16 protein-coding genes are annotated in these 17,172 nt (G+C 46.5%); 3 read left to right on the top strand and 13 right to left on the bottom strand.

The genetic code is table 11. The annotated features are described in order from the left end of the window. Positions 1-21: 21 nt before the first annotated feature. Entirely contained in the window at positions 22-417 is a 396-nt protein-coding gene (locus ACMXI2_RS08835) for a hypothetical protein (RefSeq protein ID WP_483781324.1), read from the bottom strand. 273 nt (positions 418-690) lie between these two features. On the opposite strand from ACMXI2_RS08835, the gene ACMXI2_RS08830 reads away from it, so the two are divergent. Continuing rightward, on the top strand, positions 691-1,164 hold the full coding sequence (locus ACMXI2_RS08830; RefSeq protein ID WP_483781323.1) for an RDD family protein: 474 nt from the start codon (positions 691-693) through the stop codon (positions 1,162-1,164). A gap of 58 nt (positions 1,165-1,222) precedes the next feature. Here the strand turns inward: ACMXI2_RS08830 and ACMXI2_RS08825 are convergent, their stop codons facing one another. The 12 genes from ACMXI2_RS08825 to ACMXI2_RS08770 all read right to left on the bottom strand — a co-directional run bounded on the left by ACMXI2_RS08825 (position 1,223) and on the right by ACMXI2_RS08770 (position 14,294). Further along, a complete protein-coding gene (locus ACMXI2_RS08825) occupies positions 1,223-2,710 on the bottom strand; it encodes a DUF1254 domain-containing protein (RefSeq protein ID WP_483781322.1) in 1,488 nt (495 codons plus the stop codon). 16 nt (positions 2,711-2,726) lie between these two features. Further along, positions 2,727-3,851 (bottom strand): formylglycine-generating enzyme family protein, encoded by a 1,125-nt coding sequence (locus ACMXI2_RS08820; RefSeq protein WP_483781321.1) that lies wholly within the window; start codon positions 3,849-3,851, stop codon positions 2,727-2,729. 33 nt (positions 3,852-3,884) lie between these two features. Further along, positions 3,885-4,862, bottom strand: coding sequence for an HAD family hydrolase (locus ACMXI2_RS08815; RefSeq protein WP_483781320.1), 978 nt, complete (start codon positions 4,860-4,862; stop codon positions 3,885-3,887). A 23-nt stretch (positions 4,863-4,885) separates the two neighbouring features. Then, the gene (locus tag ACMXI2_RS08810) at positions 4,886-5,446 is read right to left on the bottom strand and encodes a DUF4136 domain-containing protein (protein WP_483781319.1); all 561 of its coding nucleotides are present in this window, start codon (positions 5,444-5,446) and stop codon (positions 4,886-4,888) included. A 31-nt stretch (positions 5,447-5,477) separates the two neighbouring features. Next, positions 5,478-6,290, bottom strand: a complete 813-nt coding sequence (locus ACMXI2_RS08805) for a hypothetical protein (protein ID WP_483781318.1) — start codon at positions 6,288-6,290, stop codon at positions 5,478-5,480. A gap of 17 nt (positions 6,291-6,307) precedes the next feature. Beyond that, positions 6,308-7,375 carry a DUF481 domain-containing protein gene (locus tag ACMXI2_RS08800; RefSeq protein WP_483781317.1) on the bottom strand — a complete coding sequence of 356 codons (1,068 nt, stop codon included), beginning with the start codon at positions 7,373-7,375 and terminating at the stop codon, positions 6,308-6,310. Continuing rightward, the gene (locus tag ACMXI2_RS08795; RefSeq protein ID WP_483781316.1) at positions 7,363-8,382 is read right to left on the bottom strand and encodes a hypothetical protein; all 1,020 of its coding nucleotides are present in this window, start codon (positions 8,380-8,382) and stop codon (positions 7,363-7,365) included. Before ACMXI2_RS08795 ends, ACMXI2_RS08800 begins: the two co-directional genes overlap by 13 nt. Positions 8,383-8,852: 470 nt before the next feature. Further along, the gene (locus ACMXI2_RS08790) at positions 8,853-9,707 is read right to left on the bottom strand and encodes a hypothetical protein (protein WP_483781315.1); all 855 of its coding nucleotides are present in this window, start codon (positions 9,705-9,707) and stop codon (positions 8,853-8,855) included. A 5-nt stretch (positions 9,708-9,712) separates the two neighbouring features. Further along, on the bottom strand, positions 9,713-10,426 hold the full coding sequence (locus tag ACMXI2_RS08785) for an outer membrane beta-barrel protein (protein WP_483781314.1): 714 nt from the start codon (positions 10,424-10,426) through the stop codon (positions 9,713-9,715). Positions 10,427-10,443: 17 nt separating this feature from the next. Then, positions 10,444-11,646, bottom strand: coding sequence for a BamA/TamA family outer membrane protein (locus tag ACMXI2_RS08780; RefSeq protein ID WP_483781313.1), 1,203 nt, complete (start codon positions 11,644-11,646; stop codon positions 10,444-10,446). Between the two features lie 40 nt (positions 11,647-11,686). Continuing rightward, positions 11,687-12,220: a hypothetical protein gene (locus ACMXI2_RS08775; RefSeq protein WP_483781312.1), complete on the bottom strand. Its 534-nt coding sequence runs from the start codon at positions 12,218-12,220 to the stop codon at positions 11,687-11,689. 16 nt (positions 12,221-12,236) lie between these two features. Continuing rightward, a complete protein-coding gene (locus tag ACMXI2_RS08770) occupies positions 12,237-14,294 on the bottom strand; it encodes a hypothetical protein (RefSeq protein ID WP_483781311.1) in 2,058 nt (685 codons plus the stop codon). A 952-nt stretch (positions 14,295-15,246) separates the two neighbouring features. Between ACMXI2_RS08770 and ACMXI2_RS08765 the strand changes: the two genes are divergently transcribed. Together ACMXI2_RS08765 and ACMXI2_RS08760 are read left to right on the top strand one after the other, a co-directional pair. After that, a complete protein-coding gene (locus ACMXI2_RS08765) occupies positions 15,247-15,873 on the top strand; it encodes a DUF4136 domain-containing protein (protein ID WP_483781310.1) in 627 nt (208 codons plus the stop codon). A gap of 21 nt (positions 15,874-15,894) precedes the next feature. Continuing rightward, complete coding sequence (locus tag ACMXI2_RS08760) at positions 15,895-16,509, top strand: outer membrane beta-barrel protein (RefSeq protein WP_483781309.1); 615 nt, start codon at positions 15,895-15,897, stop codon at positions 16,507-16,509. Positions 16,510-17,172: the final 663 nt, after the last annotated feature.

Genomic DNA, 17,172 nt, shown 5'->3' with positions numbered 1-17,172 from the left:
GCCTGCAAGGGATGCAGGCTTTTAAAGCATATGCGGAACTCCCGCGATGGGTGGACGAAAAACGGCTGATGGCTGATCAACGGGAACGCCTATATTAAAACATAGCGGGTAGTTTGTATCCACAGCAGTGAATGCGGGTTTGAAAATATTATTACCAGGGAGATGGGCATAGAATATTTCGCTCCTGTTATCTGTTTTGCTCCAGGGGCTTTCGTGTTCTTTCCGGTCTTCTTCACGGAGTTGTTTGGTAAGGTGACATTTACCGTTACAATGCAGTTGTGGTTGATTGCGGTTAATACATAAATTTTTGGCGATGTATTCCTGGTTTACATAAAACCCAATCATCACCACATAACGGCCTGATAGCTGGCAAAGCCAGATCAGCATTAAAAGTACCGTTATCATTTGTTTCCTCATTCCTTACGTGGGTTAAATTCCGGGGCAAAGTTATTTATTTCATAAATGTTTGCCTGAAAATGAACGGGACAATCATTTAGATAAAGGGACTTTTTTAAATAAAAAATGGCTTCCGGCGATTAAATCGCTGCTTCCGCAGATATCTGTATGTTTTGTGCTGAATAATGTTGAAGTGAAGATCAGGGAAATTATAAAGACGAAGTTGAATTAATTCTTCCGGAGCAATAAAATCAGATTATTATTTCTTATTTTACTATCAAATCCTTTTAACCTATGGAATTACAAACACAAGAATCCATATTCACCGATGAAGCATCGCTTGAGATGGCAGGTCATGGCCGGCGCCTTGCTAATTACATCATAGACCTGCTCAGCTTTTATCTTGTCCTGATAGCTGTGACGATACCTATTACTGTTGCATATCCGGATTTACTGGACTATGCAGATTCGCCGGGTGGAAACCTCCTGGACAGGTTGCTCGCCATGCTGGCGTATGGCATCTATATGGGTGCAGTAGAAGCGATATTCAAGGGGAAGTCGCTCGGCAAACTTATCACAGGCACCCGTGCCGTAAATGAAGATGGTACGGAGATATCGGGGAAAACCGCTTTCCTGAGGGGATTGAGCCGTGCGGTTCCGTTCAATGCATTCAGTGCATTTGGCAGCTGGTGTCATCCGTGGCACGACCGGTGGACGGATACGTATGTAGTTGATGTCAAGAAATCGATTTTACCGGCAGGGAAATAGTATGCAAAAGCTCCGTCATGATAACGGAGCTTTTTTGTTTTATTTTTCTGAGATGTAGTTACTCTTTCACTTGCGTAATATCATCCATCTTCCAGCTCTTATCGAAATATGCTGCGGTTGGGCCATAGAAGCGCATATAGGCAAACCAGTGTTTACCGGGTAAAGTTTGCACCCAATTCTTTTCTTTTCCTTCCGGCGCTTTTGGACCGAAGTAAAGATCCACAGAACCGTCGTTGTTTTTGATCAGGTCTTTCCGGGAAGAAAGATCTGCATTCTGTTGTGGATTATCTATCAGGCAGCGGGTATTAGAGTCGTATACCGTGAGCGACCAGAAGTTTACGGCCGGTGGATTGGCGGGTATATGTAATGTATAATTAAGGTCCCCCAGCAGCCATTCTCCGTTTTTATCTTCATAGGCGCCGAGGTAAGCCTGACCTACATTGGGTATTTTAGTGGTCATGGCTTTAGAGTAGGTAACGGCTTCAAAGAAGTAGGAAGTACGTTGGAAAAATTCATCGTAGTTGACTGCGCGTTGGAACGGATCGCCGATGATTGTCACATAATCCCATTTCCGGTCGGGCCAATGATATACGCTATCAAAACGTTTGGCAAATGAATTTACCATCGCCATTTGTTTTCCTCTTTCCGCGGCCGCGATCAGTATATTTTTTTGTCTTTCTGTGGGGGCAAATGGTTTACCCTTCTTGACGCCCAGGTTATCCAGCCATGCCATAAAAAACCGGTCGCGCTCCTCTACCGGTTCTTCCTGGATGATAGCGTGCAGCCTTTCCCAGTAGGCGAGTCCATCCGGCTGTCCGCCAAAATACTTTTTGCCGGAAGGGCTTACTACCTTTGTAGGCGCAGGATTCGCACGTTGTGCATACGGATATATTTTAACAGCGTGCACCAGTGCTGCTGCTTTTTGAGGATCGGGGTCGAGCGATCTGAAGCCGAAGAACATATTCATGGTGTTACAGGGAATAATAAAAAATCCGGGGGCTTTAAAGTCTTTTTGTCCCGGTGGCACTAAAACATATTTACCGCCGGTGCCTTTGTCGGGGCCCATTTCACCAATCACGGTTTGTTCCCGTTGCCAGAAATCCGCTAATCCGCCTGCAGTATGTCCTGGGGGCATTTCGATAACGGTGGGGCCATTTTTTGCCAGGTTTATAAAATCTATGATATATGGGGTGGTCGCATTTGCGGTTAAGATACCCAGCTTATCCTCATAGGTATTATAAAATACGAGGTCGTTGCTGCCGGCCCCGAATACATCAAAATGAACGTGCTGCCATTCTGCAAAAGCAACGATGGGCAGCCCCCACAGGTAGCACTGTACGGCCTCCTGGTAATCCATTTTATCGAACAGGGTATTAATGGATCTCCTGGCGGGAATATCCTTATCCATGTATACCGCAGCTGTATCGGGATCGCCGGCGGTTACTACATTATTTTGCCTGTTGTTCGATGCCGGTGTAGTGCTTTTCTGAGAGTTACAGGAAAACAGAGTCAGGCCAACCAGCAAGCCACTTAATACATTTTTCATGATTCGTATTTTAGTGTTATTTATTTTGCACCAGTATTGTTTTCCCCTTGTCGTTTTCCTTGTCTTTCACGCAGCGGAAGCCGATATGAGAAGCCCCTGAATCGCAGGAGGTGCCTCTTCTGGCGCTGGGGCGGTAGTTTACGCAATAGTTATTGGCGCATAAAAAGGAGCCGCCTTTGGTGACTCTTTTGATGGCGTACTGGTCATCCGGATCGTAGGTACCGGCAGGGCCCTGCGGGTCTACCTGTACGGCGCGGACGTTTATTTTTTTATAGAAAGAAGCGTCGTACCAGTCGGCGGTCCACTCCCATACATTACCGGTCATATCAAACAGTCCGTAGGCATTGGCCGGGAAACTGGCTACCGGGGCGGTTCCTGTAAATCCATCTTCTCCTGAATTCTTATCCGGAAAATGGCCCTGGTAGGTATTGGCCATATAATGTTCACCGGGTTTAAAATCATTTCCCCAGGCGTAGCGTTTTTCCGCCTGTCCGCCTCTCGCCGCGTATTCCCATTCTGCTTCTGTGGGCAGGCGTTTGCCGGCCCATTTTGCATAGGCGTTGGCATCTTCCCAGGCAATTTGCACTACGGGGTGTTTCCAGCGGCCATCAAGATTACTGCCGGGGCCTTCGGGATGTTTCCAATCGGCGCCGGCCACCCATTTCCACCAGTTGGAAATATCGTCTGTGTTTACCGGGCGATCCGGGACGATGAATACCAGGGAGCCGGGTACCAGCAGGTTGTCGTCGGGCTTGGGAGTTCCCGGGGGCAATTGCTTGCGGATGTCTTCCCATACAGGTTTCCGTTCAGCTACCGTTATATACTTTGTAGCGTCTGTAAAAGCTTTGAAGTCTTCGTTGGTGACTTCTGTTTTATCTATCCAGAAGCCATCTACCTTCACGGGATGTGCGGGTCTTTCCTGGTCGTAAGCATCTTTTTCATCGGTGCCCATCATAAATTGTCCACCGGCGACCCATACCATGTTAGCTGGATCTTTTTTATCTGCGGCGGCGGCATACCTTGACGGCGCCGCGCAGCAGACCGCCTTTCCTACCAGGTCGGCTGCCTGCTTTTCCGGCTGTTGCCGGTTGCAGGAAATAACTATTAACAGTAACGGAAAATATCTGCTTCTAATCATCATTTCAACTTTCTTTAACAGATAAAAAAACAATCCTCACTTATTAAAAACTGTTTTCCAGTCTTTCTTTACGCTGATTACCTGCCAGTGATATTCTGCAGCCATGCCCAGCGATTTATTACTCTTTTCTTCATACCGGAATTCGCGTGTGGCGTCATCATGATTCACCAGCAACTGAAGAGAAGGATAAGTATTTCCCTGGGAGAAACGCAGCATATACACATCGCCTTCCCCGCCTTCATTGCCACATGCCAGGATAGGTCTTTTGCCAATATGGTACTGGATATTGACGGGTTTTTCCTGTTTATCGTTGAGGGTGCTGATGCCGGACAGGCGACAGATATCGTTCACACCGGCGCTGTCCACGTACCGGTATTTGAATTCCGTTCCTATTACCTGTTCCGGCGGAATGCCGTACCAGGGCCTGCTGATGGCGCGCATCAGCTCAACGGTGCCGCCTGAGCAGATGAATGTTTTAAATCCGTTCATGCGCAGATACATTAACAGTTCCAGCTGGGGTTGGTATAGTACCTGCGACAATGGCACATTGAGCGAAGGATGCTTCACTGTTTCAAAAAAGAGTTTTGCTTCCGCGGCAAATTCTTTTTGTGTTAAACCGGTATGCGTAACATCAATCAGTTCTATCAGTCCTTTTTCCCCGGCTTTGGCAAACCAGGTTTTATCATTTTCCAACACTGCTTTAAACGGTTCTTTGCTTTTCAGGGCCGGGTTGGCCTGTACCATGCGATGAACGCGGAACACGGCGAAGAGTCCCTGTATAATGGGTTTCTCCGCCCATAGCGTGCCATCGTTATCGAAGGTGGCGATGCGGTCTTCTATCGGTACAAATTGTGTTGTTCCTTCCGTGGTTACCATTTTTACAAAACTGATGATGGATTGTTTTACTGCACCATCGTTCCAGGAGGGCAACGGGTCCTCCTGGGCCGATAGACGGAGGGAAAAGAACAATGCGACAGATAAACACCACCATGCTTTCATGTGGGTTGTTACCATAACAATTATTTTATTGCTGCATGCTACATTTTTGCCGGGAAGCTCGCCATGATCTTTGTTACGGCGGCAGGGATCTTTGTATCCGGATCTTTGATGGGTCCATCAATCTGGCTGTTACCTACACCTTGCCATAACAGATTTCTTTTTTCGCGGTCTATCACGTCAATAATGAGGGAGCCGTCAATGTATTTATCTACAGAGAAGGTAGTGTTGCTGGACGCCATACCCATACCGCCGCCCCAGTAGTAAGGCCGGTAGAAGCCGCCGTAGCCGTAGTAGTCGGTATTAGCTGTTACGTTCTGGCCTTGTTTGGCGATGGTGATTGGATTCACGAGCAGGTCGGCGCCGGTAGTATCAGACTGGGTATAGCCTTTGGCTATCATAGCGGCAACCACGCCACTATTGATACGATCCCTGTTTAATTCGCTGACCGGGCTTTTCTGACCGGCGGGATTATACAGGGCGAAAGTTTTATAACCGGCAAAGCTGGCCTGTTTGTTCACGTCTGATGTTACTTTCAACGTGGGTCCGCAGGCCGCCAGCATCAATAGTGCGATGACAGAATAGAGGAGTGCTTTTTTCATGATATTCAGTTTATGTGAGGTTGTAAAAGAATTATTTAGCTTTTTTTGCCCACTGCAGGTTCATTCCAAAAAACACCTGGTAGGCAGGCTGGCCGGCGCCTTCGCTGTATACAGTGAGTTGTGGCTCTATAAAAATATTCACCATTGTATGATGCGCCTTGAATACTTTACCCATGCCTAACCCAAATGGAACGAGGGTGCGGTGGTTTTCAAAATCAAACGTCCAGGTAGCGCCGGCGCTCCGTGCATACAATCCTGCTGCGATGTTGAAGGTCACCGTTGGCTGAAAAGCCAGTACGCTCACCTCTGCGCGGTCTGCCTGACCGGCAAACGAATGCTGATAAGTAACCAGTGAACCCAGTACATGTCCGCCGGGGATATGATGTATGGCGATAAATGCGCCGCCGGCCTGCCATTTGCCTGTACCGAGATAATCATTACTGCCGGTGGGGAATACAATCATAGGGCCTACGGCCAGATCGGTGGAAGCGCCGTTTTTGGAAAAGCGGATTGCGTCAAAGAGCTGGATATCGCCCAGGCCGGAGTTATAGCCCATCTTATTGTCTGCCGGCAGCGTGGTAAACGGAATAGTGGCACGGATGATTTGCCGCCCGGCTACCATTACTCCTCTGAGGTTCATGGTATTGGATACTTCCGTAGTGCCACGCTGGTGCATGGTTATATAGTCGTGAAAACTGATCTGGTTCAGTTCCGCCAGGGGGTTATTGGATTTGGCAATTTCCTCCTGCGACAGGGCGCCGCCGGGAGGAGGCGCCTGTTGCGCCCTGATTAAAGCGGGTGTCAGCAGTATACTGCACAGTACCAGTAGTTTGTTACATTTCATTTGAGGAGAGTTAAATATTACCATGAATATCCTATGCTGAACACCGTTCCGAAATCCACTTTCTGTGCGCTTACATCCGGTGGGTTGCTATCATAATCGAAATAAAACTGTACGTTCAGGTTCAGGTGCGTTACAATTTTCCAATACAGTGTAATGCTCTGATCAACGCGCCAGCGGCCTTTCTGCGACAAGCTAAAGAACAATGAATTAGTTGCCTGCAAAGTGAGGTAGGGCGTGCCCAGCTCGTACAGGTAATAATTCACAAACAGCGGAATTTCAGCAGAGATTGCGCGATTCGTATTTGTACTGTCTGTGCTGTATTCCTTTTGAATAGAAAACCCGGCAGCTGCCCTTAAATCATTCTTCCGGTTTTTAATGAGTATGGGTCCTGCTCCTTCCGCCAGCTGCATACGTGCACTCAACCCTAATTCTGTGCTGCGCTGGAACTGAACGGAAGACAAGGCAAACCAATTTTTCCAGAATTCGATATATGCCTGCACGGCCAGATCTGCCTTTTCTATTCCTTTAAACTCATTGTCGATCGTATACATCAGGTCTCCCGATGTTAAGAACAACCAGTTCTTTGTACTGTAGGTCATATTATGGCTCTCATTCATACGGCCTATATTACTGGAACGGGAGTACGAAAAACCAAGACTGGCAGATCCATCGAGCCGTTTCCAAAAATTATCATCCATGTTTTCTATATTATCCAGGTCTTCAATGAACAGTTCGGTGGTATCGTTTTCCTGTATGATCTTTACCCATCCGGGGCCACGACCAGGTTCCAGGATGCCCAGGTACCTGATGTTCGCCACACTTTCTATCCGGTATAACTTCCTGCGCGCTGTAATTGATTTTATATTTCTCAGTTTAATAGTTACCAGGTCTTCCAGTTTATCGGGGTCCAGGGAGAGTTCTCCCCGCTGGATTTGTTTTACTTTACCCCTAACCCGGTCGCCATCCATAAATTCAATCAGGTCGCTTTCCTCCGGGTGTAACGTTTGCGCATATATTAAAACAGGCATCGTGAAACAACCGGCCGCAAATAGTAGTATGGTATATACCCATTTCACCAGCGCCATCTGTAGTTTCCTGATAACAAAAGCGATTTTCGTCCGCCGAGGAAGCCGGCTTCTGTTCTAACCTGCCATCTTTTATTAAACTGATACTGTGCGCCTATAACCATGCTCCAGTTAGATACCGGGTTTTTCTTCAGCGAGTAATTAATAGTGATATCATCAGGAAGATTATTCATTTTGTTTTGTACGGCCTGGGCTATACGCTTTACTACTACCTGTTGCGGGCGGGGTAATGCCTGGTACCATTGCTCTGTTTCGTCGATGATCTTTTGTGCCTGGGCCGGGTCCATTGTGGGTTTGAGATCTGCCAGATCAATGGAGCCACTGGTGCCTTTATTTACAAAAAAACCGGTGGCTCCTATCCATGCTGCTACGGACTTTCCAGGTTTTTCTGTAAACTGAAAATTATATCCTATCCTGGGGGTTACCATGAATGCTTTTACCACATCATCCAGCTTGTCCAGATGCGTCCAGGTGTAATTAACATCTGTGATGGTGATGATACCATGATAACCGCCAGCCAGTGTGGTGCCGAGCCCCATCGTATATCCTTTGAAATCCGCTTCGCTGGAAAACTGAAAGGGTGCATTGATATTTACATTTGTTTTCGCCTGCACGAGGCCTATAATACCATAGAGGTCTATGAAGGGTAGTATCCAGAGATCCAACCGGGTGGTTACACTTTGCATATGCGCTTTTACATCGCCAAACTTTATAAAGTCGAGTGGTACCGGCTCCATGTCGTTAAAGCCCACCTTCAAATCTGTGATATTAACCTCCTGTTGCCCACCGTTGAGGTTGAGCATGGCTCCTACAGGGTATTGAACGCTGAAGCCTTTCTCCACCATCCTGCTTCCGAGTATAGGGAAGCGATAGGGGTACCCGGCCCGGCGCAAACTGTCTTTGTAATGTTTGTCCTTGTCACCTATTTTCATACCGGCTCCTGCCTGGGCCATTGCCGTGGCTTCCAGCAGTACCAATGAAAATGATATGAGTGTATGTTTCCACATGGCAGGTATGAATTAAAGTGAATGGCAGGGAGAGAACTCCCTGCCGGCTACATAGGTTTTGCCAACTATTGTATCCGTTAATCTTAGACTTATGACGATAGAAAAATTTTGCATGAACATCCAGGCGTTTGTGGCATGACGGGGCATGCCGGTTCGGCAAATAACAACACTAAAAGGAATCAATGTCAGGATGATGCTTGCTTGATATGCTCAGGATGCAGCGGGTGTGATACCCGGTTTCGCAACGGATTGCTGCTGCGTGGAAGGGAATATGTTTCCCTTGTCTGAATATTAACATCTCATAAAAGAAAAAAGTTCTGATATAAAAAATAATACTTCAACTTTCTGTCCATTTGGAATAAAGAACTGGGATGATGCAATTTGGTTTATACTTAAGAGGGGGATCTTTGTCTTATAAACACCAGATCTTTTGTTTATTTTTTTTTGAATTGATCCTGTGTATATTTCAATTACCAGGGTTTATGTCCGAACGACCAGGTTGCAGATACGGAAGGTCCGTTGAAGCCCCATACCAGGTGTCCTACCAGGTTTTTCTTTGTGGCATCTACTTTAAAATTAAAGCCGGTGTAACCGGCGGTAACGCTGAGGCGTTGCACCACGCGGTACATCACCTGCAGGTTGGCTGCAATGATGCGTCCGTCGATATTATCTATGTCCAGTGAGAAATAACTTAGTTCACCTGTTATGGCCCATCGCGGCGCAAACGTGTAGCCGCCCCAGATACCGATATCGGGTAGTGGCGCGGTGAAGCCGTAACTATCGCTGGCGGCGAAACCTGCGCTGTTCGCATAGCCTGCCAGTCCTACGTCTACTTTTATAATATGTGCGCCTATCATGATGCCGGCTTCTGCCTTTGGTTTGCTCAGTAACGCATAACCGTAAGAGAAGCGGTAAATATCTGTATTAAAAAAGCTGGTGATGCCTGCATCTACCGGGTAGATATGATCACCGAATGTAACATTGCGGTCGAGCACATGGGCCGTGTTACGCTGGATGCGGTAATAGGCCAGATCGAAACGGGATCGTCTCCCGGCGCGCCATTGGAAGTCGCCCAGAAACGTATAGCTGGCAGTGTTATATCCCAATGTGTTTTCAAAACTGATTTCTGTACCGCGGGTTCCGGAGGTATTGCCTATACTGATGCTGGTGTGATTAAACGGTACAAAGAAGCCTGCAGCAATACGGAATCGGTCTACATACCACGGAGGCGTAGCTTTGTGTTTATGATGAGTGTCGTCAGTGGCTTGTGCAAAGACCGCCGTTCCACCGATCAATAATAAAAACAGGAGGATCATTGTTTTCATAAGAATTATTTTTTACCTGATTTATTGCCACCGCCAATGGGGATTCCTACTGCCAGCAGCACCTGCCGGTTATACGCGCTCATGTCGGTGTCTTTATAAATATTCACGAACCCGAAATTGAATTGTGCATTCAGCCGCAGGCCTTTGCCTTTCATTAATACATACTGCACATCGAAGGTGGCGCCTGCATCGGCGAGGTGCGTATGGTCTTTATTGTTATACCGGTACGACAGGTCGCCCTGATCCATTGATTTCTGATAAGTGTCTTTTGCGTTTGTTCTTGCGCCGATATGTGGTCCTATCGCCAGTCCGAAGGAAGGGCTGAACTTGTAACGTATCAATGGCGTTACAGTGATGTAAGTAATGTTGCGGTCTATTTCCGTTCCAACCAGTTGCGGATCATCAGGGGTAATAAATGTATTTTCATACCGGATGTTTTTTGCTCCTTTGGGTGATTTCATCACGATGTCCATTACGCCCTGCCATTTATCATTAAAATCATAACTGGTATAGGCGCCGATAGCAAACCCGTTACGGGTGTGTTGCCCCGTGGCATTTTCCAGCCAGCTGGAAGAGGCGCCGAGTATAATTCCCAGCTTCAGGCGGTCGTTGGTGATCTTTTTTCCAAACAGCAATGCGATCAGTGCCTGGCCTTTCAGCGCCTGGCAACCTATCAATAACAGGAATACTACGAGACTGTATTTTTTTAAATAAGGCATATAAGAAATTTAAATGGTCACTTCAGCCATGCGCTGCCGAACTGTATGTAAAAGCCCCATTGTTCCGGGCCCCTGGCAATATCTGCGCCCATGTATAAGCCAAATTTGCGGGCCATCAGGTACCTGAAACCGGTACCATAGCTATAGTCCCAGGAGGCTGATCCGAAATCCGGATAATCATCAAACGCTTTACCCACACCGGTAAAAAATACGGCGCTCCAGCGCCTGGCAACGTTCCATCGCTGCTCTGTTTCTATGAGCATGTTTACATCTCCCTGGTAACGTCCTTTGGGAATACCTCTTAAATCGATGGATGGTTTGTAATAAAAGGGAATATCGCCCAACACCTGCTGCATGTCTGCCCGGAGGCCACATACCCATTTCTTTTTTCTGCCGATGGGGATGTAGTGATAAGCATATGCTTCCAGGTTGGTGTAATCGAAATCGCTTCCGAAAATATGGCTGGAGAAATTGGCGCCTACGTGTAATTTGGTGCCTTTACCGGGTGTAAATTCATTATCCCTTTTATCATATTCCACGAATACACCCACAATGCTGCTGATATTATCCATTTCCTTTGGTTTAAATGATGAATCCGGCAGAATAGATTCTTCCAGTTTGGCGGTGGTTTTGGTAAAGATGTACCGGACACCTGCATGCCAGTTAGAGAAGCCGAGTTGTTTCTGCACTTGTAAAAAAAACGGGATGGTTTTAATGTTCACGCCAAATTCTGTTTCTCCTTTTACGGGGAGTGTTTTGTAGAAATCGATGTTCATATCGAGGTAGGCCGCAAATACTTTATAGCGCACACCCCAGGGGATGATGGTACCACTTCTGCCGGCGCCGCCTCCCCAGCTTTTGTTAGCCGTATAAAAACCGAATCCGCCGGTAACATCAGGTGGTATAGCAGCCATGTTCTTATGTTTTTTGTAACTGGCTGGTTGATGTCTTTTTCTCAGGAGCACGGGTGCAACAGCGCCACCAATGCCAACAGCAGGCTCTGTAATCAGGATGGGGATGGGTATAAATCCGTTTGCATCGATCATAAAATCGCTGAAATCAATGGCATGATCCAATGAATCGTGCAGACTGATCTTCTTTTTGGGAGGTTTTATTTCCTTTGGCAGGGAGTCCTGTGCAGCTGCGGGCAGGGAGATCCCTGCGATCAGCCACTGGAGGACCAGCCATTTTATTTTTATTAAGGAAGATGTGATATGCATGCCGCTTCATTTAAACCAGATAATGCCTGGTATACTCCCATTACCTGTGAGTGAGGCCTTTTATATGCTGCACTGTTCCTGCCTTGTCTGATTCCAGTTCTTTGATAAAGGGCAGTTGCTGCTGGATGTATACACGGGTGGATTGTTCTATATAACTATCGAGTTGAAAGAATTTGGCTGCGCGGGTAGCGCCCAGCACCTTGTTCATTTTCCGGAAGTAGCGCATCTGCAGGCGGCCAAATTCGAGGTCGTTGTTGATCAGCTGTTTGGTAAGGCTATTCAGCTTTGCGTTGTCGAGCGATGTAAATTCCTCGTTGTACATCTTCAGCAGGGCGATTCTTTCCGACAACCAGGGGCTTTTTTCTGTTTCATATTCCAGGAATGCTTCTTCAAAAGCCCTTTCTTCCAGCGGGGAAATCTTCAGGTTATCGGCCAGCAGGGAGAGTTTGTTTTTTCCGAAGATGGTGGTTACAAGATCATCTTCCACCATGTTGTTACTTACTGTAATAGCGGTTTGGGCAGTAACGCTATACGTGATGCTCATCATCAGCAACCAGGAAATCAGTGTTCTCATATACTACGTTTTAGAGTTAATGTCTTCTTTGAAATCCGCCGGAGCGGAAGTTTCCCTGCGGGCGTTGAAACGATTGCCGGAAGTTTTCGTTGTGCTGCCAGCCCCGTTGTCTTTGCTGAAACTGTTGTTCCATTTGTTGGCGGCTTGCGCCGTTTGAAGCGGGGCGCCATTGATTGCCCTCCCGTTGCTGCCAGCCGCCGGAATTGTTTCTTTGAAATACGTTCCCGTTGTGGTCGGCCTGGATGTCAGGGCGTTGGGTAACGGCTGATAAATTGCCCTGGGTAGCGCGGGAGATGCGGCCCTGTGTAGCGCCCGAGAGATTCCGATCTCTTGTTACCACGTCTGTGCGGTGGTTGTAAATATTGTTGGTGTGATTATAAAAGTTATTGACATGGATGTTGTTGATCACCACTGATCCGCGGCCATATACATGCGGATAAGGATAAAAGAACGGCGGGCGATAAATGGGTGGTCCCCACCATCCGCCGCCAAAGTTGTAGCCGATACCAAAATGAAAGAACCCTACGCTTACACCGAAGCCGATGCTCCAGCCGGTCCAGGGACTATATGACATCCCGAATCCCCAGGTAACCGGGCGGGGATAATACATACTGCCGTACCACGGCGCGTAGGCATAGCCCGTGCCGTATACCACCGTGGGTCCCATTACGTAGCAACCGGTGTAACCCGGTGTGTAACCCATGTAAATTACGTCGGGGGTTACGTCATACACGTACACATATTTTACATTATACACCGGTGAGTCCGGAGGTATTTTATCCACGTCTGCGGGTCTGCTGGTGGCGGCGGTCCAGGGGCCGTTGGGGGTGTTGCCGGTAAACCATACGCCCTTATCCACTACATAGTACATGTTGCCTTCCTTCAAAACGACGGAAGCCGTGTTAACGGCGTATTCCAGCCCCGTATTTGACACCGCGGCGAACTTTGGCGCCCCATCATAGGTCACCGTAGTTGTGGCCTTTTTACGGTCTACTTTGGCTGTTTGCAGCACTTGTGCATCCATCACCGCTTCCTTTGCGGCGGGTGTTCCAGGCACGCTGGCCAGCACCACATCTTTTCTGGCTCCTTCCGGTATTTGGGCAAAGTCTTTCGGCAGCTTGTCAGGCGCTACATAATCCCACGGGCCCTGCAGGCTGCGCGACAAGTACCATCGGCCCGACAGCAGCACATAATATTCCTGTGTGGAGATCTGCAGGAAGATGTTATCGGGGGAATTGCTCATGTAGAGCAGCGAGGTACCGGCAACAGGTGCAAAGTCGGGCGTGCCGCTGCTTTGAAGCAATTCTGCGGGTACGGTGCTTACCACGATCTGCGGCAGCGAGTCCAGCGGGATAGGTGTTTCCTTATTATCAGCCGTTATTTTCTTTCCTGCTTTTTGTATGGCAGACGGAGGATTCTTTACAAAGGCCCAGTAGCCGGTGGGGTTAGATGCGCTGAACCATCTCCCTGCTATAAACAGATAATAAGGGTGACCGCTTTTCTCCTGTACAATCAGGAAAGGAGTATTCACTACACGCGACATTCCGAGACTTTTATCCGGTTGCGTTTTCGGTTCTCCGTCGATAGTAACCAGTAAAGAATTTTGTTCTTTGAAAATGATCTTCGGAGGATCATTCTTTAGTGCAGCAACGGCGGCGGGATTATTTTCGGCCAGCCCGCTCAGCAACTCATCCAATGTTACGTGCAGATCGTGCTTTGGTAATTCCTGCTCCAGTAAACTTTTTAGTTGTAACACTTTTGTGGTATCTGTATTCCCCGGAAACTTTACGTTTTCCACTTTCAGTTCCTGCATAGTAACGATGCGCGTATCCCTGTTTGTTTCCACCTTTGCATCCAGCCATACTGCCCCAAAAACCGGGTCTGCGCCTGCTTTCTGAAAGGATATGGCTGCAATAGCAGACAGGTTATTACTACGGAATGATTGTGGTTGGGGTTGATACACGGTAATGGTACCCTGTGAGGCAGTGATATGATAAGGCCACCGCTGCGCTGCTGTGCGGAGGGAGAAGCTACTGAGGCAGCACATCAATAAAAATATGCGGTATAACATCATATGCTTTTGCTTTTCGTTTTTTGAAAAAGAAAAAAGCTGTCATGTCCGGGAAATGAATAAATCATTTGCATGAACATGGGTTAGATGATGTATTGTCTATGCCTGGAAAAATCCGTGAAGAAGAAAAATAATGCAGCGTGTGAACACGCCGCATGTATACCTTTTTAAATTCCACGTTACGAAAAAGAAGTATTCTAATTTTTTCTGTAATGCTCTGCCAGTAAACAATACAAGGTAATCATACACACACGGAAAGGAATCATTACTGAAAATAAATATTACTGAATAAGGGAGATGAATTGCTGTTATGCGGAATGCTCAGGAGAAAAATAACCGGAGTGATATCTGCAAGATAATCGCTTCTTTTATATCTGCCAAAAAATAAAAATATTAAAAATCAGCTAAACAATTATGTGGTTGGTGCTGTTTCTCTGGTATCCAAAACACCGAAATTATCTATAAAAAATAAAAATCAATATGTTTAAACATTTCTGCGATCCGCTGTGTTAGAATAAGAACATTGTCACCAAAAGCACCATTCAAGACATTATTAAAAGGCGCTATCCGGATTTACCGTAATACACTTAACAATTAAAAATAAACAACAAAACCAAAGCAATAAATAGCATATCCCTAAGCATAGTTATGTAGCATCATCAAACATTGCCTTTTACGATGTAGCCGCAATGGCCATCTGTAGAACACGGCTTTTTATCTTCCAGGATAAGATACGGCAGCGTATCGTTTATACTGATGGATAAAAAAATAATTGATGTATTCTTAACAACTCAAGGCATAACTATGAATGCAAATACTTTTACTTCCACCATCCACCAGGGTCCATAATCACTGTGGCATGCCTGTACATGCAACGATAGCAGGTATTTTCCAATGGTAACGGATCAGCAGTATCCGAAGGGATAGTTATTGTAATGACTCAAAAATAACCGCAATGAAAAAATTTAATCATCTCCTGTTAACAGCGCTGGTAATATTTGCTGCTTGTCGGAAAGAGCCGGATCTCTCGGAGCTTTCGGGCAACTTTGTTGTGCAAACAGATAAGGACCCGGCTGCTCAGTTCAACACCTATAAGACGTTCTATATTTCAGATACCGTTGCTTATATCAGCAGTAATCCCAAGGACAGTATCCTGACAGACAATACCGCAAAATCGCTGGTAGCGCAGATCAGGAAGAACATGGAAGCAAGAGGTTATACTTATGTAGGCAGAAACAGGAACCCGGATCTGGGTATTAATACCGTAGCAGTGAAAGATGTAACCGTAGGTATTGTTTACCCTGGCTACTGGTGGGGTTATCCAGGCTATTGGGATCCCTGGGACTGGGGCTGGTACTATCCTTATTATTATCCCTGGGCTACTACCTACTCTGTCACTACCGGTAGTGTGATTGCAGAAATCATTGATGTGAAAAATGCGCAGGCAAACCAGAAGCTGGATGTTGCCTGGACGATGAACCTGAACGGCGCTTTAGGCAGTTCAGCATCCACTAACCTGCAACGTGCGCTGGATGGTATTGATCAGGCATTTGTTCAATCGACATACCTGAGTGCCCAATAGTTCACTATTAAAAAGAAAATTATGAAAAAGTATATTATACTGGGATTAGTGCTTACGTTGGGTTTCGGGAGCAGCTTTGCCCAGGGCAGAATGAATAACCTGTTTGGTTTATCCTGGGAAATAGCGATACCCACCAACAACGACTTCCTCGACAAAACCAGTTTCGCCGGCGGCAAAGCAGAGTACCGTCATTTTCTGAAACAGGCGCCTGTATCATTTGGCATTGCGGTGAGCTGGAATTCCTATGAGCAATATATCCCTACGCAAACGATCGTTTACAAGGATGGTAATTCGGCCATTACAACGGATATGGATCGCGTGATTTATACTGTACCTGTTATGGCCACCGCGCACTACTATTTTAACTATGGTAAAAAAGCCATGCCTTATGTTGGCCTGGGTATAGGTACGCAGTATGCAGAGCAGAATATTTACTACAATATATTTGAGGACACGCAAAACAACTGGGGGTTTGCAGTACGGCCTGAAATAGGGGTGCTGATACGTCCTAACGGCGGTAACTGGGGCATTTTACTGGGAGCAGCCTATTCTTATGCTACCAACAAAAATGATCTCTTCCGGAACGATAATCTCAAGAGTTTCAACTTCAATATCGGGCTATTCCTGAACAACTAAAAAATTAATAAGAATATTTAAGAATTGATGATTGCTAATTTGTTTATGCTTAGGAACGGCTGTGTCTTGTCTAAGACGCAGCCTTTTTATTTGCGGCAGATTTTCTTTAAATACATAAAAAAATAATGGCAGGGGGGGAAATTCCCTGCCGTTTTCATTCACTCAACCGTTATAAGTATTCAGGAGGTAAAATGTGATTTAAAAAAACATGCAGGGTGAGAACACCCCGCAATCTTCATCGCCTGTAGATTCCACGCTAGTGTACTATTGAGAAACCGTACAGGAATGAATCACGATGGCGGGTTGTAAAGAACTTGTATCGTGATGAAATAATCATTTTATATACCGTTTTTATATTGACTGATGCTAAAAATGGGCAGAGTGTCGGCCCGGAGCCTGCACGATTTATACAACCCCACTACCATCCGTGATCTTCCGGACCGGCTCTGCCTGTATTATTGATTAAGTATCTCAGGCGATGGGCAACTGTTACCCAGTTGCTGACCGGCCACCCGTTGCTTTGACATGCTTAGGCTACTTCGTGATGGCTGTATATAAAAAGACAAAGTATTTGTTACAGTGAAGATGATTTGCCAGTATAGCATATGCCGAGGGAAGATTGTTGTAATCTTGTCTTTCTATAACATCACGATGCCAGAAAAA

The organism is Chitinophaga sp. G7 BAM 1005, from assembly GCF_057126945.1.
This window is presented reverse-complemented; position numbering and strand designations above follow the sequence as displayed.

Excerpts from the sequence above, each read along its gene's own strand:
- ACMXI2_RS08835 (WP_483781324.1), bottom strand. The coding sequence starts at position 417 with ATGAGGAAACAAATGATAACGGTACTTTTAATGCTGATCTGGCTTTGC.
- ACMXI2_RS08830 (WP_483781323.1), top strand. The coding sequence starts at position 691 with ATGGAATTACAAACACAAGAATCCATATTCACCGATGAAGCATCGCTT.
- ACMXI2_RS08825 (WP_483781322.1), bottom strand. The coding sequence starts at position 2,710 with ATGAAAAATGTATTAAGTGGCTTGCTGGTTGGCCTGACTCTGTTTTCC.
- ACMXI2_RS08820 (WP_483781321.1), bottom strand. The coding sequence starts at position 3,851 with ATGATGATTAGAAGCAGATATTTTCCGTTACTGTTAATAGTTATTTCC.
- ACMXI2_RS08815 (WP_483781320.1), bottom strand. The coding sequence starts at position 4,862 with ATGGTAACAACCCACATGAAAGCATGGTGGTGTTTATCTGTCGCATTG.
- ACMXI2_RS08810 (WP_483781319.1), bottom strand. The coding sequence starts at position 5,446 with ATGAAAAAAGCACTCCTCTATTCTGTCATCGCACTATTGATGCTGGCG.
- ACMXI2_RS08805 (WP_483781318.1), bottom strand. The coding sequence starts at position 6,290 with ATGAAATGTAACAAACTACTGGTACTGTGCAGTATACTGCTGACACCC.
- ACMXI2_RS08800 (WP_483781317.1), bottom strand. The coding sequence starts at position 7,375 with ATGGCGCTGGTGAAATGGGTATATACCATACTACTATTTGCGGCCGGT.
- ACMXI2_RS08795 (WP_483781316.1), bottom strand. The coding sequence starts at position 8,382 with ATGTGGAAACATACACTCATATCATTTTCATTGGTACTGCTGGAAGCC.
- ACMXI2_RS08790 (WP_483781315.1), bottom strand. The coding sequence starts at position 9,707 with ATGAAAACAATGATCCTCCTGTTTTTATTATTGATCGGTGGAACGGCG.
- ACMXI2_RS08785 (WP_483781314.1), bottom strand. The coding sequence starts at position 10,426 with ATGCCTTATTTAAAAAAATACAGTCTCGTAGTATTCCTGTTATTGATA.
- ACMXI2_RS08780 (WP_483781313.1), bottom strand. The coding sequence starts at position 11,646 with ATGCATATCACATCTTCCTTAATAAAAATAAAATGGCTGGTCCTCCAG.
- ACMXI2_RS08775 (WP_483781312.1), bottom strand. The coding sequence starts at position 12,220 with ATGAGAACACTGATTTCCTGGTTGCTGATGATGAGCATCACGTATAGC.
- ACMXI2_RS08770 (WP_483781311.1), bottom strand. The coding sequence starts at position 14,294 with ATGATGTTATACCGCATATTTTTATTGATGTGCTGCCTCAGTAGCTTC.
- ACMXI2_RS08765 (WP_483781310.1), top strand. The coding sequence starts at position 15,247 with ATGAAAAAATTTAATCATCTCCTGTTAACAGCGCTGGTAATATTTGCT.
- ACMXI2_RS08760 (WP_483781309.1), top strand. The coding sequence starts at position 15,895 with ATGAAAAAGTATATTATACTGGGATTAGTGCTTACGTTGGGTTTCGGG.